Here is a 13,082-nt window from a genome sequence, read left to right as displayed (position 1 = left end):
GACCGACGCCCCACGAACGCACTCGCACATCTCACCTGGCAGCCGTCCGGCCCGCTGCGTAGAACTCGGTGGGCCGGAGGCGCCAACGGTGTCGCTGCAATGCCGGGGACGGGGCGCTGTTCGGTCGGTCAGCCGAGCCAGACGAGGTCGACGACGTACAGTCGGCCGGCGGGCCGGTTGATCCAGTAGACAGTGGTGAGCTGCCCGACCGAGGCCGACCGGACGTCCTCGCCCTCAGGGTCGCGGATGTCGAAGGCCGGGAAGCTCCATGGGTCATGCGAGGCGATGTCCAGGACGTCGCGGAGCATTTCGCGGGCGTGCTCGGGCAGATCAGGGAGGGCGGCCAGCGCCATGGGGCCGAGCCGGGCCGGCCAGGCCGCGTCGCTCACGGTCGGGCTCCGAGCGCATCTTCCAGGGCGATGCCGTCTGAGTCGTCCATGCCAGAGGCGAGGAATGCGTCGACGGCTGGGACGGCGGCGAGGCGGGCCTGCCAAGCGCGCACCACGTCGTGGAGCGGGGTGAGGCTGTAACTGTGACGGGAGTCCTCCAGCGCCGTGGCCCAGTCGCGCTCGAATGCCGGCGCCCATTGCTCGGCACGGCGATCGCTTCGGATTCGCGCGAGCAGCTGGGCTGCGGCGGCCGGGGCGGGCGGCGGGGCGGGCGCGTACTCAGGCTGGGCGCTCATGGGCTCCTCCGGGGCGTCGTTGATGTCACGGTACGCCGCCGAAGGCCATGGTGGGGGCGTCTTGGCGAGAGCTGGGGCGCAAGGGCTGCCAGCGTTCGAAACGTGTGTGCCGACCGGAAAAGCGCCGACCGGAAAAGCGCCGATCGGAAAAGCGCCGATCGGTAATGTACCGACCAGCCAACTACGGGCTTCTGGCCGCGCTTCCGTGACGGCTTCGCCTTGATGAGGAGTACCGGCCGCGCGCCGCGCCATGCCCCGTCCACGGGATGAGGAGGCGGACCGGCGTAACTCGGGATCTTGCCTGGCGTTGATTCCCTTGGAGCCTCACGTATCGGACGACGCGATCTGTCTGGCCCTGAGAGACGAAACGACAGGATCCAGTGCCTCAACGCGAGGCCGGGAAGAATGCCTGAGGTCGCTTGCCGTGCACTACATCACCAAGAAGATCGCTGCCGGAATCGGAACAGTGGCCGCCGCGCTCGGCTGCGTCATCGCCGCAGGACCGCCCGCAGCGGCTGACGGCAAGTGGTGCAACCACTCCGTCTGCATCGAGACCTACGACACGGGCACCTACCTGGGCAGGGTCGAGGTATCGGTCACCAACACCAACCAGCCAAACCGCATCCACGCACGTGTGTGGACCACCAACGGCTGGAGCGCCAACACCAAGGTCGAGGACGTCGCCAAGTTCAGGACCTACCGGGACCAGGCATATCCCCAACGGCACTTCCCAGCGGGCACCCGGCTCTGTGCGGAAGGCTTCAGCGGGGGCTCCAGCGTGGGCCTGCCCTGCGTCACCCTCACCGACTGACCGCCTCGCACGGCATACTCGGACATGCGTAGTCATCACGGAAGAGCCGTCACCACCAAGTACGGCGCTCAGAAATTCGGGTCCGAATCGCACCATTGACGACGCGGCTCAGCGTGAGAGCGTGGCACGCCGCTGGACTGCTCAAGTCACGGGAGGCGTTCGTCCCCGGAATACCGTGTGGCCATGGTGCGCGCCGGTAGTCCCCAGGCCGATCGCCCGAAGAGGCCTGCGGCTTCGGGCCGACCCCTGTCCCCACTTCTCGCGGTCTGCGCGGGCTACTTCATGGTCATCCTGGACGTGACGGTTATCAACGTCGCCGTGCCGGTGGTGGGACGCGAACTGTCGGCCTCGCTCACCGGGATCCAGTGGATCACGGATGGCTACACCATGGTCTTCGCCGGCCTGCTGCTCACCGGCGGCGCGCTGGGGGACCGGCTGGGTAACCGCCGGATCTTCTGCACCGGGGTGGTGGTGTTCACCGTCGCCTCGGCCGGCTGCGGACTGGCCTGGAGCACCGGGACCCTGGTTGCCGCCCGGCTGTGGGAAGGACTCGGCGCGGCACTGATCGTGCCGGGTTCCCTCGCCCTCCTCCAACAGGCGTATCCCTCGCGCGCCGAGCGCTCCCGGGCCTTCGGCCTGTGGGGCTCCATGGCAGGCATCGCCGCCTCTGCCGGCCCCCTCCTGGGCGGCCTCCTGGTCACCACCGTGGGCTGGCGCTGGGTGTTCTTCATCAACCTGCCCGTCGGATGCGCCTGTCTGTTGCTGACGTTGCGTCACGTGCCCGCTTCGGTCCGGCGCAGCGACCGCCCCGTGGACTGGCCGGCCCAGTGCGCGTTGATCGCGACGGTGGCCCTGCTCACCGCCGTCCTCAACGAGGCCGGACGACGGGGCTGGGCGGACCCACTGATCCTCACCGGGGCCGGCCTGTGCCTGCTGGCAGCCGCCGCGTTCGTCCTGCGCGAACGCCTGGCCCGCACCCCCGTACTGCCCTTGCGGCTACTGCGCTCCCGCCCGATGAGCGGGGGAGCGGCCATCGGCCTGCTGTTCAACTTCGCCTTCTACGGCATGATCTTCACCGCCAGCCTGTACTTCCAGCACCAGCGCGGCCTGACCGCGCTGCGCACCGGGCTCGCTCTCTTCCCGGCGGTGGCCATGACGATGTTCGCCTCCGTTCTGTCCGGACGGCTGGCACGCCGCACCGGACACCGCCCGCTTGTGGTCACGGGCATGCTCCTGGGCGCGGCAGGTCTGGCCGGCTGGGCCGCTGTCGGACACGACCCGGACTACCTCCTGCTCGTGGCGCCGATGATGGCGGCGGGCTTCGGCACCTCCTTTGCTCTCACCGGATCAACCGCCACCGTGATGGCAGCCGCCCCGGACAAGTACGCCGGCACCGCCTCCGCCCTGTTCAACACCACCCGCCAGGTCGGCAGCGCCACAGGCGTCGCATTGGGAGGCTCACTGCTGGCCGCCACAGCCAGTTTCACCACCGGGCTGCAGACCAGCATGGCCATCGGCGCGGCCGCGTACCTGATGGCCGCCATCCTCGCGCTCTTCTGCATCCCACAGAAAGTACCCCGCAGCGTCGCCGGCTGAACGGCGGCGGGCCAGGGCAGGTAGGCAAGCGGTGTTCCTTTTCGGGAAATCACGTCCCAGTAGTGGATGTCCGTGAAGGCGACAGGCGCTGCGCGTAGGTCGGGGGAGGCGTACGGTCAGCCGCCCCATGGGGCGTGCCGCACCGTCGGACGGCCGTGGAGTGGGTTCGGCTGGAGCCGCACCTACCGAAGAACGTGGGCCGAGGCGGGCGTTGGAAGAATTACCGCTTGATCATCGACGGCATTCTCTTCCCACAGCGGACTGGCATCCCCTGGAGAGACCTGCCCACGCGGTTCGGGAACGGGAAGACAGTGCATGACCGCCACCGACGCTGGTCGGCGGACGGCACGCGGGTTCGGATCCTTCGGGCTGTCCAGGCTCACGGGTGTGGGGACAAGGCGTACAGCTCCCGTCGGAACAGCGGTTACCTACGGCGACGGCAGATCCGGCACACCATTCCCGAACGCAGGGACCAGCGGGCCGACCACCGGCGCCATGGCAGTCACGGTGGTCGGCCCGCCGGTTTCGACCGGCTCCCGTATACCCGCAGGAGCGAGGCCGAGCGAACGATCAACGCGCTCAAGGGATACCGGGCCGTAGCCACGAGATATGGCAAAGGAGCGTATGTCTTTCACGGCACCGTGACCCTCGCCGCGATCCGCCGCTGGATCCGTCCATGACCTGCCGGATAGCCCTGGGGTTTCGCGGTCAGACCTTGATCGCCTGCCAGACGTACTGGCTCGCCTTGTGGCTCTTGTCCATCCAGGTCAGAGCGAGACTGATCAGTTCGTTGTCGCCTTGCTGGTCCATGAGAAATCTGCCCGAGGAGTGCACGAGCACGTAAGTGTCCGAGCCGCTGTCGCGCTTGGCGACGAACAGGTGGGACTTGTCGGACGGTGCCGAGCCGGAGAACTTGAGCTGGGATTCTGTGCCGGGGTAGGCGATCAGGAGGCCCGTGCCGGATGCCTGGTTCTTGAGGGAGAAGCTCGCCCCGTCCGCGCCGACAGCCCACTGGGCGCACTTGAGGCGGTTCTCGTCGTTGGTGGTGGGAATCCAATCCGGCGATCCCCCTGAGCCGTATCCGTGCGACTCCCCCGGCACCGCGTTCAGGTACTTGCCGGTGCCGACGTTCTTGAGGAAGACGGTCCCGTTGAACGCGGGCTTCCCGTCGGTCTGCCCGAGGAAGCCCTTGATCGCGCCTTCGACGCCGCCCTTGGCGGCGCCGGTGATCGAGCTGGCCATGCTGATCTCCCGAATGATGGGGTAACAGGTCAGCCGAATAGTTGCCCGAGCCCGAGCCCGAGCCCGAGCCCGAGCCCGAGCCCGAGCCCGGTCCCAGGAGCCGGGATTGCCACCCGATCGGTGGCGCGTCTTCGGCACCCGGCTCCCGCTGCGGGCAGCCGTGGACAGCCTTCGCGGCTGACCCCTACGTCAGCCGTCCCTGCCGAGATTCAGCCCCGATACAGGCACCGCCGTACCCGTCGTGGCCAGGCCGCCGGCTGGTCCTGGGCGAAGCGCAGCCGTCAGGACAGTGACCAAGCAGTCAGACGCCAGGTGTACGCCGACTACCTTTCCGCGCTTGCCCATACGAGGAACCCTCTGCGGCTCGCCGCCCGATCCCAGGCAACACCCCTCGAAGAGCGAGCCCGCAAGGCCCTGGAGGTGTTTCGCGAAGGGAGTGCCTACGAGTTGCGTTACCAGGTCGCTCTCGTGGCGCCCACGGCCGTCGTTGACGCGTCGACTGCGGCCTTCCGCGCGCTGAGTGGTCTACGCGACCTGGTTGAGAACGGTGGCACGCACACGGAGCAGAGCTACATCGAGCTCCGGGACCACTGGGAAGACCTGTTCGCGGAACTCCGCACCGCGATGAGGCACGACCTGAAGGGGACCGGAGAGTAGCCGGCGTGCCCACTCTCCCGTCACGAGGCCTGGAGCCCAGGCCACTGAGGCCACGGCCACTGGCCTGCTGACCGGTTGGTGAGATCTGGCCACTCCCACCCCCCTGGTGCGCCGCAGCCCTGCGTCTGCGGCGCACCGCCATGTCCCGGCATCGGCTCGGTGGTCTGTCATGTGGCCGCTAGCATCGCGGGTACAGCCCCGAGGAACGGAGAGTTCATCCGTGCGTCACTTGCGTGTTGGCGTCGCCATCCTGACCATGGGCAACCGACCCGCTGAGCTGGCCGACCTGCTCGACTCGGTCGCCAAGCAGGACACGCCCGCGGCACGGGTGGTCGTCGTCGGCAACGGCTCGCCGCTGCCGTCCCCGCCCGAAGGGGTGACCGGAGTGGAGCTGGCCGAGAACCTCGGAATTGCCGGCGGCCGCAACGCCGCCCTGGCCCGGCTCAGGGAGTTCGGGGACGTCGATGTGGCGGTGGACCTGGATGACGACGGGCTGCTGATCAGCCCGGATGTCTTCACCCGGCTCGTGGACCTGTATGAGGCCGATGGGCGGCTGGGCATTGTCAGCTTCCGTATCGCCGACGAACGCGGCCGCACCCAACGCCGCCATGTCCCTCGCCTACGAGCCGGTGATCCGGGGCGCCGCGGTCTGGTGACGACGTTCCTCGGCGGCGGTCACGGCCTGTCCATGCGCATGCTGGACGAGACCGGTGACTGGCCCGAGCCGTTCTTCTACGCCCACGAGGAGACCGACCTCGCGTGGCGTGCCCTGGACGCGGGCTGGAAGGTGCTCTACGAGCCGGAGCTGGTGCTGCAGCACCCGTGGACCTCGCCGACCCGGCACGCCGTGTACCACCGCATGGTGGCCCGCAACCGCGTCTGGCTCGCCAAACGGCATCTGCCTGCCCTCCTGGTCCCCCTCTACCTGAGCGTATGGACCGTGATGACCCTCGCCCGTACCCGGCAACTGGCCGGACTGCGGGCCTGGTTCGGCGGCTTCGCCGAAGGACTGCGCACGCCGTGTCCACCCCGCCGTCCCCTGCGGTGGAGCACGGTGTGGCGGATGAGCCGCCTGGGGCGCCCGCCGGTCATTTAGGGGCGATCGTATTTGGCTAGTTGGAACGCTGTTACGCGGAAGCCACAACCTCCCCGGCCAGGACCTGGGGAGGGTTGGGGAGCAGTGACGCGAGGTTGTCCCGTACGAAGTCCGCTGCCCTTGAGACCGATTCCTCGGCACCGGCCTGGTCCTGGAAGACACTGGTCGAGACCATCACTCCGTCCCCGGCATCGACCCAGTAGTAGGCCACGAAGCCGGAGACCTGGCGCATGAGCGGCACGAAGCCCTCGTTCACACGGCGTCCCGCCTCGACCGGGTCGTTCACCCCTTCGTACCGCCGGACTGCTGCGTACATAGCCGATCTCCTGACGGGTTCCGGGTCGTCCTTTGCTGAGACGCCGTACCCCTGCGACAGCTGCCTTGCTCGTGAGGAGCCCGGCAATCACCTGAAGGGCCGCCTTTGGTGATCCGAACGGGCGGCTTCCGAACGGGCTGCTTCCGGCCCCGACACACGGCCCTGCCCTGGTCCGCCCCGGTCTGCAGCTTGCGGGCTTTGCTCAGGGGGTGTCCGGCGGATCAGGGTGGGCGGATTGCGCCGGGCTCCGGTCCAGTGCCGCCGTGCGACACGGGCGACATCGCCGCGACCGGTGGGGAACCGCGCCAGGCTCGTTCGGCGGGAACCGTTCCCCACCCGTCGTACGAGCCCGCCGCCGGCTGCCCTTGCCCTGCCCGCGCCGTCAGCCAACGCGCCGGGCCAGCACCTGCCCCGGCCAGGCGTCGGACAGGAATTGGTCGGTGGGAGTAAAACCGTTGCGCTCGTAGAACGCGACCAGTTCGCCCCCGCCGCCCGCCCAGCAGTCGACCCGCAGCAGCTCCACGCCGGCCCGCCGGGTCTCCTCCGCGGCATGGGCCAGCAGCGTCGCCCCGATGCCCAGACCGGCGTACCGTCGGTCGGAGACCAGCAGCCGGACGTACCGCTCGGGTTCCTCGGCCGGCGCGATCGGCATCTGCGGGCTGGGCCCGGAGTCCAACACCAGGGCCCCCACAGGTGTTCCGTCCAACTCCGCGATGTATGGGGCATTCTCGGTCGTGTACCGCTCGACCCGCGCCACCCCGCCAGGCTTCTGCGAATACGGTGTCGTGCCCCACTGCTCGGTGTTGCCGCGATCGTTCATCCAGGCCACCGCGGAGTCGAGCATGTCCAGAATGGCCGGTGCGTCGGCCAGGCTGCCTGGTCTGATCCGTATGTCATGTGTGGTGTCGTTCACGGCGGAAGTTTAGGCACGGTCGGGCGGATCACGGGCGAAGCCGTCACCAGATCGCAGCACTCGAGACGGTGCCGTGAAAGACGTAGGCCCAAACCTCGGGCAGGTCGCGCCACGGTATGCCGGTCCGCACCCGGAAGAGGATCCCCTTGATCACCGTACGGTGGTCATTCCATCGGCCGCCGCACCGTCCCGCCGAAGGCAGGCACGGCTCCACCGGGCCACACCGCATGCGTCAGATCACCCCGCTCCACGGATTCAGATCGTGGTGTCTTGGAGGTCTTGCAGTACAAGCGGTATGTCGGGGTAGTCAACCGTGGCAGCGGGTTGCCCGGCCTGCACGATCCAGGCTTGGCCGGTCTGAGGGTTGGCCAGGATGGACTCAATGCCTACGGCCACTTCTTCCGGTCGGGCGAGTCGGAGCCGGTGGGAACGCAGAGCTGTTCGCAGTGACGCGATGGCGGTTGTGTCCACCAGCCCGGGGCATACGGTGTTGATCCGGATGCCGTCCCTGATGAGGAATGGCGCAGCAGAGCGGACCAGTCCGATGAGGGCATGTTTGCTGGTGGCGTAGAACAGGTCGGATGAGGTCGTGAGTCCGGCGACGCCGGCGGTGACGACGATGTCCCCCGATTGCTGTTGCTGAAGTTGGGGCAGGCAGGCGTGGATGCCGTAGACGACACCGTCGAGGTTGGTCCTCATGGTGTTCCGATAGCGGTGCGAGGTGAAATCGCTCAGTCCGCACTGGCCGGCGATGCCTGCATTGAGCACGACGATGTCCAGTCGGCCGTATTCCGCGACGGCCCTTGCAGCCGCTCGGTTGTTGTCCCGCACGCCGGCAACGTCGGTACGGACGAACAGCCCTCCGCATTCCTGAGCGAGGAGGGTGCCACGAACGGCATCGACGTCGGCGATGACGACGCGAGCTCCATGAGCCGCCAGGCGTCTTGCGGTCGCCTCGCCGATTCCTCCCGCGCCACCGGTGATCAGTGCGACGCGGCCGGTCATCGGGCCGGCTCCCCGGTAGAGATGGGCGAGATCTGCACGCCATGCCTGTGCAGCCCGTTGCGGCGCAGGTAGGAGCGTCCGTAGAACCGCTGAAAGAGCAGGATCATCGCGAGGGCGACGGCCGGCAGAGCGTCGTCAAGGCCTGGCACCAGGTCGATCTGCATGGTCATCGCCATCACGACACGCAGGATGGCGTCGAGCAGGCAGGCGATTCCCCAAAACGCACTGCAGACCTACAGCAGGCAACGGAACGGCGGGTGGCGGTCCCAACTCAGTTCCCAGGCCCGCTGCTGGTGTTCGACCAGCACGACCCGCGTGGCTTCGTAGAGGAACGGTCGCCTGGAGAGCAGGGTGAACATCATCCAGACTCCGAGTGCGGCCATTCCCCAGCCGTTGCGGATGAGCAACATGCGTGGGCTGCCGGTGACGAACGACATGGCGACGGTCAGGGCCATGGTGCCGAGCATGAAGAGCTGTACCCCGCCGATCCGTCGCCGGGCGACGACGCCGTGCACTGCTTCGACCGCTGGGATGGCGGCGCCGGCCAGCAGCGCGAGGAACTGGTTCACCCCGAGCCGGCGCAGACCGTAGAACAAGGCCAGCGGGGCGAGCACGTCGATCAACAGCACGCGGCTGAACTTTCCGTAGGCCTGCTTCCGTGGGCCTGCGCGGGATGTCGTTCACCCAAACTCTCTGTCACTTCAGAACCCTCCTGGGAGTGGGAATCAGCGCGACCGGGTGGCGTGCGCGAACGTGGCGACGAGTTCGCGCGTGTACGCGTCGAAGTCCAGACCTGGTTCGCCGCGCAGCCGCTGCGCGGCGGCGTCGATGGCACCGCGGATGATCACTGCCATCGACCGGATATCGAAGTCGCGGAACTCGCCGCTGCGCTGCCCGTCGGACAGCAGCGCCTCCAGTCCCCGCACCCCCGGCTCCTGCGCGCTCTGCGACGTGTACGGCTGACCGCTCTCGTCGTGCACATGAGGTCCGATCTCGGCGAGCGCCACCACTTCCTGAGGGTGCTCGCGCAGGAAGTGCAGGTTGGCCTCCAGATAGGCGCGCAGCTTGCCGGCCGCCGTGTTCTCCCCCTGCATGCGGGCAACGATGAGCTGGGCTCCGGCCTCGTACACCTCCTTCACGATCTGGTGGATCAGGTCGTCCTTGTCGGTGAAGTGGTACGAGATCATCCGCGGGCTGCGCAGCCCGGCTCGTTCGGTGATTCGCGCGAACGAGGCTTTGGCGTAGCCCAGTTCAGCAATCGTGTCGATCGCCGCCTGCACGATCTGCGCTCGCCGCGCGGCATTGGTGAACGTCCGCTCCATGACCCCAACCTTGAACGCCACCGGCTGTGGTCGGGCGGCGGACCCCGGGAACACCTACTGCAGGAGATCCCGGCCGCGGCGGACGTCGCAGATGAGATCGACGGGGACGTCGCGGTGGATGCCACCGTCGTGCGGGCGCATCAGAACGTGTCCGGATCCCGCAGACACCCACTGCCATCGCCCGGTGTGCCAACCGTGCGTGCCGCCGCCGCTCGGCCTCGATTCAGGTCAGAGGCCGGGCAACGCCTCGGCGGCGTTGACTGGCACGCCCAAGTCCTGCGGCACGTCCCCTTCGACGAAGAGATCGCCCTTCCTGCGAGCACCGCTACGGGATGACTGGGGAGGACTCTTCCTCCGGTGCGGCCATGACCAGTCCGGAGCTGACGGCGTGTTTGTCGTCGATACCGAGGCGCTGGAGGTAGGCCCAGCGGTCGAGGTGGGTGCAGGCCCATGCGGGGTCGTACGCCGCCGTGGGCAGCTGGGGTATGCGCTTGCGGCCGGTCTCGTCGAGTTGGTAGGGAACCTTGAAGGCGTTGTCCCAGACGTCGAGGGCTGCGGCGAAACGCTCTTCCGCTTCCGCTGGGTCGATTCCCAGGTGCGAGGCGATCTCTGCCCAGGAACTGCCCCGCTCGCGCTCGTAGATCACGGCCGAGGCCACTGCGCGCTCAGCGAGTTCGACGAGCTGGAACGCTTGGCTTACCCGGCCCCCGGGACCGGTGTCAGGGTCGTGTCGGGTGGCGACCAGGCCGCCCGCGCTATCGGCGACGTCCACAGAGTGGTCGCAGAGGACCAGTCGTGCCAGCGCCTGGCGGGAGAGACGGGCACGGTCGGCGTCGTAAGGGGTTGTCTCGGTCACCCGCACAGCCTCGCAGGGTGCGACCGCATCGAATACCCGATTTCCGTCGGCACCTGGCCGCCCCGGCCCCGCAACGCATCCGGAACCCATTCCGAACCCATCCTGATCCCATCCCGATCCCATTCCGAACCCATCCGGAACCCATACGGGCCGCGACACATGGCCCCCGCAGCCTGCCGCCGTTACGTTCGCGGTACGGCCCGGTCATGGCCGGCTCAGGCTGCGGCGCACCGCCCATGACGGAGGTGCGTCGCAGTCCAGTGGGTGCACCCGGGGGAAGGGGACGTCAGGTTGCGCCCGGCAGCCGGCCGGGTTTGCGGTGGCACTTGTCGCGCCGTAGTTCCGTCATCATCGTCACCACCGTTCCCGCTGCCCACCCCGTGTTCCGCCGGCCGCCTCCGTGGGCGAATTCGCTCAACGCATTGACGGCCTAGGGGAATTGCGGAAACGCTCACTGAGAAAGCACGGAGGCGGTGCTCCGTACCGTTTCAGGAGTATCGGGCTGAGGTCAGTCCTTAGGGCCGTGAAAGGCAAGCGAAGGAGGCGCTCTAGAAAACTCAAACCGTTGGGTTCCGGGTGATTCACCCAATCAGTCGCACTCGGGGCGAAATTCATCACAGAGGTGTGCATTGTGATTCCATGAACACTACGCAGATGAAACGCTCGAAGGAAACCGTTTCGCAAATATTCGCGGTCAGTGCTGCCCTGGGCGTCGCTCTTGCGGCGGGGACAGTGACGGCCGCATCCGCCGCGGCCGCGACGCCTTCCCCTCACGTCGCCACACGCGCCACGGCTGCCAAGTCGGGCCCGGCCGGCGGCCGCGACGACGGCTGGGGCCGCTACGACGGCGCTGGCCGAGGTCGCGATGGCGCTGGCCGTGGTCGCGACGGCGATGGCCGCGGTCACGACGGCGATGATGACGACGATTGCAGCGGCCTCATCGTGCTCCTCTGCCGCTGACGAATATCCCGCAGGGGCTCGAGCCAGGCGGAGGAGGAGGGCGATGCGCCCGCGCAGTTCCTCCTCCGCCTCGCTCAGCGCCTGAAGCCGGTGCCTCAAGGGCGAGTCGCACCGAGCCCCTGCACAGCGCCCGGTAAAGGTCTTTCCCTCTGTATGCGGGTGGGCATTCAGGGGTACGCCAACTCCCACTATCCGAGGGGCCGCAATGTGCCCCCGCTCGTATCGCCGCCGGCCAGCATTTTGCCGTCAGGGTCGAAGTCCGCAACCTTCCACCAGCCGCTGGGTGAGTGTCTCGCGCCCGAGAACGGCGAGGCCGGCGAAGCGATGCGCCGGTGTCTGCCCATCCCCGCCCGGCCTTCCATACCGGGCTCCCGGTCTCCAGCGGGGCATGCAACTCGGTGCCACCGGCCGTCGCCCTGCCGTCGTCGTCGCACTCCCCAATGCAGCCTGAGTCAGCATCAGGTGTCCCGTCCCGTCCCGCCACGGATGGAGAACGCCGCACCTAACGAACCCCGCACCCAACTCGCCACCGGGATGGCACCGAACTTCAGGTCGTCCATGTTGAGGACAAGCGCGGCTCAGTGGAGCCGGCGTAAGCACCTGGGTGTCACCGTTGGTGGTCGCCGGGTGCGTATCGGCTCCAGGTTCCGCCGACTTCGGCGACCTGCCGGGCCGCGGTCTTGCCGTGGTAGCCGAGGGCCTGGCGATGACGGGGGCCGGGGCCTGGAGGACCAGATGTCGGATTGCGGAGGTCCGGCCTCGCTCAGCGCCTCGATGGACTCCCTCAAGGTCGCGAACGGCTCGGGAACCGATGGGGGAGAGGGGCGCGTCCGGTGGCGAGGTCCCGCAGCAGAGCTGGGAGCCACCAAGGCCGATGAAGCAGGTCATGGCCAAGTACCGACGACAGCCTGGCAGCAACCCGCCCCACCCGGATCACCGATCATCACCGGATCATCGCCGGATCACGGCTCCGATGTTCCTCAAGCCCCTACCCGTGCACCTCACTGATCAGCGCGAAATAGACCAGTACGAGTGCGACAGCGGAGCACGGGGCGAATGCCGCGAGGGCGATACGGTTGGCGGCGTGTTTCCTGCGCCAGGGCAGGAGCCAGCTGGCGAGCACCAGGGCGACGGGGACGAGCAGCCCGCACACGTAGGCGAGCCAGAATGTTCCGAAGCGGTCCGCCTCGGCGCTGGAGCACGAGTCACAGGCCATCGGCGACAACATGGCCACGAGGAGGGCGAAGAACTCCGCGGCCATGGTGACGAGGGTCGAGACGAACGGCGCGATCCACGCTCTTGGGTCGGGGGCGTCGTCCCCGTTGCCCGGTGTGCCGCGGGGCGGCAGGGAGGTGGCCGGCGTTCCGCCGAGCGGCATGTGAGAGGCCGGCGTTCCGCCGAGCGGCATGTGGTCGGACATATACGCCACTCAACCTCAGCGCCGGTCCCCGCACATGAGCGCTCGTACTCAGGTCCGTACGCCGCCCAGCTCACCTGTGCCGCACCCAGGATGAACGCCTGCCGCCGCTCGAACGCACCCAGATGTAAAGGGTATATGGCTCCACGGTGGTCACCGAATCCCTGCGGAGACCCGGCTGCGTCGTGGCATAGCTGAGCGCGGCA

The 13,082-nt window shown here is 68.1% G+C and carries 17 protein-coding genes and 1 pseudogene; 6 read left to right on the top strand and 12 right to left on the bottom strand.

Going from position 1 to position 13,082, the window contains the following annotated elements; translation table 11 throughout:
• Window positions 1-128: 128 nt before the first annotated feature.
• Both ACZ4S3_RS30235 and ACZ4S3_RS30230 read right to left on the bottom strand, forming a co-directional pair.
• Window positions 129-389, bottom strand: coding sequence for a hypothetical protein (locus ACZ4S3_RS30235; RefSeq protein WP_467939715.1), 261 nt, complete (start codon window positions 387-389; stop codon window positions 129-131).
• Window positions 386-685, bottom strand: a complete 300-nt coding sequence (locus ACZ4S3_RS30230; RefSeq protein ID WP_467939713.1) for a DUF6247 family protein — start codon at window positions 683-685, stop codon at window positions 386-388. The genes ACZ4S3_RS30235 and ACZ4S3_RS30230 overlap by 4 nt, the downstream gene beginning before the upstream one ends.
• 424 nt (window positions 686-1,109) lie before the next feature.
• On the opposite strand from ACZ4S3_RS30230, the gene ACZ4S3_RS30225 reads away from it, so the two are divergent.
• The 3 genes from ACZ4S3_RS30225 to ACZ4S3_RS30215 all read left to right on the top strand — a co-directional run bounded on the left by ACZ4S3_RS30225 (window position 1,110) and on the right by ACZ4S3_RS30215 (window position 3,772).
• Window positions 1,110-1,496 (top strand): hypothetical protein, encoded by a 387-nt coding sequence (locus ACZ4S3_RS30225; protein WP_467939711.1) that lies wholly within the window; start codon window positions 1,110-1,112, stop codon window positions 1,494-1,496.
• Window positions 1,497-1,679: 183 nt separating this feature from the next.
• On the top strand, window positions 1,680-3,092 hold the full coding sequence (locus ACZ4S3_RS30220; RefSeq protein WP_467939709.1) for an MFS transporter: 1,413 nt from the start codon (window positions 1,680-1,682) through the stop codon (window positions 3,090-3,092).
• Window positions 3,093-3,226: 134 nt separating this feature from the next.
• On the top strand, window positions 3,227-3,772 hold the full coding sequence (locus ACZ4S3_RS30215) for a transposase (protein WP_467939707.1): 546 nt from the start codon (window positions 3,227-3,229) through the stop codon (window positions 3,770-3,772).
• Between the two features lie 28 nt (window positions 3,773-3,800).
• On the opposite strand, the gene ACZ4S3_RS30210 is transcribed toward ACZ4S3_RS30215, so the two are convergent.
• Complete coding sequence (locus tag ACZ4S3_RS30210) at window positions 3,801-4,334, bottom strand: hypothetical protein (RefSeq protein WP_467939705.1); 534 nt, start codon at window positions 4,332-4,334, stop codon at window positions 3,801-3,803.
• A gap of 312 nt (window positions 4,335-4,646) precedes the next feature.
• Here ACZ4S3_RS30210 and ACZ4S3_RS30205 point away from each other — a divergent pair, with 312 nt between their 5' ends.
• Together ACZ4S3_RS30205 and ACZ4S3_RS30200 are read left to right on the top strand one after the other, a co-directional pair.
• The gene (locus ACZ4S3_RS30205) at window positions 4,647-4,991 is read left to right on the top strand and encodes a hypothetical protein (RefSeq protein WP_467939703.1); all 345 of its coding nucleotides are present in this window, start codon (window positions 4,647-4,649) and stop codon (window positions 4,989-4,991) included.
• Between the two features lie 220 nt (window positions 4,992-5,211).
• A complete protein-coding gene (locus ACZ4S3_RS30200) occupies window positions 5,212-6,087 on the top strand; it encodes a glycosyltransferase family 2 protein (protein WP_467939701.1) in 876 nt (291 codons plus the stop codon).
• A 31-nt stretch (window positions 6,088-6,118) separates the two neighbouring features.
• Here ACZ4S3_RS30200 and ACZ4S3_RS30195 read toward each other — a convergent pair whose 3' ends face one another.
• The 8 genes and pseudogenes from ACZ4S3_RS30195 to ACZ4S3_RS30160 all read right to left on the bottom strand — a co-directional run bounded on the left by ACZ4S3_RS30195 (window position 6,119) and on the right by ACZ4S3_RS30160 (window position 10,499).
• A complete protein-coding gene (locus tag ACZ4S3_RS30195) occupies window positions 6,119-6,403 on the bottom strand; it encodes a hypothetical protein (protein ID WP_467939699.1) in 285 nt (94 codons plus the stop codon).
• Between the two features lie 382 nt (window positions 6,404-6,785).
• Window positions 6,786-7,316, bottom strand: a complete 531-nt coding sequence (locus ACZ4S3_RS30190) for a GNAT family N-acetyltransferase (protein WP_467939697.1) — start codon at window positions 7,314-7,316, stop codon at window positions 6,786-6,788.
• A gap of 76 nt (window positions 7,317-7,392) precedes the next feature.
• Window positions 7,393-7,540 (bottom strand): annotated as a pseudogene (locus ACZ4S3_RS30185) (transposase); the annotation flags it as partial.
• Between the two features lie 31 nt (window positions 7,541-7,571).
• Window positions 7,572-8,321, bottom strand: a complete 750-nt coding sequence (locus ACZ4S3_RS30180) for an SDR family NAD(P)-dependent oxidoreductase (protein ID WP_467939695.1) — start codon at window positions 8,319-8,321, stop codon at window positions 7,572-7,574.
• On the bottom strand, window positions 8,318-8,500 hold the full coding sequence (locus ACZ4S3_RS30175; RefSeq protein WP_467939693.1) for a hypothetical protein: 183 nt from the start codon (window positions 8,498-8,500) through the stop codon (window positions 8,318-8,320). The genes ACZ4S3_RS30180 and ACZ4S3_RS30175 overlap by 4 nt, the downstream gene beginning before the upstream one ends.
• 54 nt (window positions 8,501-8,554) lie before the next feature.
• Window positions 8,555-8,950 carry a VC0807 family protein gene (locus ACZ4S3_RS30170; protein WP_467939691.1) on the bottom strand — a complete coding sequence of 132 codons (396 nt, stop codon included), beginning with the start codon at window positions 8,948-8,950 and terminating at the stop codon, window positions 8,555-8,557.
• 96 nt (window positions 8,951-9,046) lie between these two features.
• Window positions 9,047-9,643 (bottom strand): TetR/AcrR family transcriptional regulator, encoded by a 597-nt coding sequence (locus ACZ4S3_RS30165; protein WP_467939689.1) that lies wholly within the window; start codon window positions 9,641-9,643, stop codon window positions 9,047-9,049.
• Between the two features lie 325 nt (window positions 9,644-9,968).
• Window positions 9,969-10,499, bottom strand: a complete 531-nt coding sequence (locus ACZ4S3_RS30160) for a hypothetical protein (protein WP_467939687.1) — start codon at window positions 10,497-10,499, stop codon at window positions 9,969-9,971.
• Between the two features lie 639 nt (window positions 10,500-11,138).
• Between ACZ4S3_RS30160 and ACZ4S3_RS30155 the strand changes: the two genes are divergently transcribed.
• On the top strand, window positions 11,139-11,459 hold the full coding sequence (locus tag ACZ4S3_RS30155; RefSeq protein WP_467939685.1) for a hypothetical protein: 321 nt from the start codon (window positions 11,139-11,141) through the stop codon (window positions 11,457-11,459).
• A 988-nt stretch (window positions 11,460-12,447) separates the two neighbouring features.
• Here ACZ4S3_RS30155 and ACZ4S3_RS30150 read toward each other — a convergent pair.
• A complete protein-coding gene (locus ACZ4S3_RS30150) occupies window positions 12,448-12,879 on the bottom strand; it encodes a hypothetical protein (RefSeq protein WP_467939683.1) in 432 nt (143 codons plus the stop codon).
• Window positions 12,880-13,082 lie beyond the last annotated feature (203 nt).

Source organism: Streptomyces sp. NPDC028368 (assembly GCF_055565615.1).
This window is presented reverse-complemented; position numbering and strand designations above follow the sequence as displayed.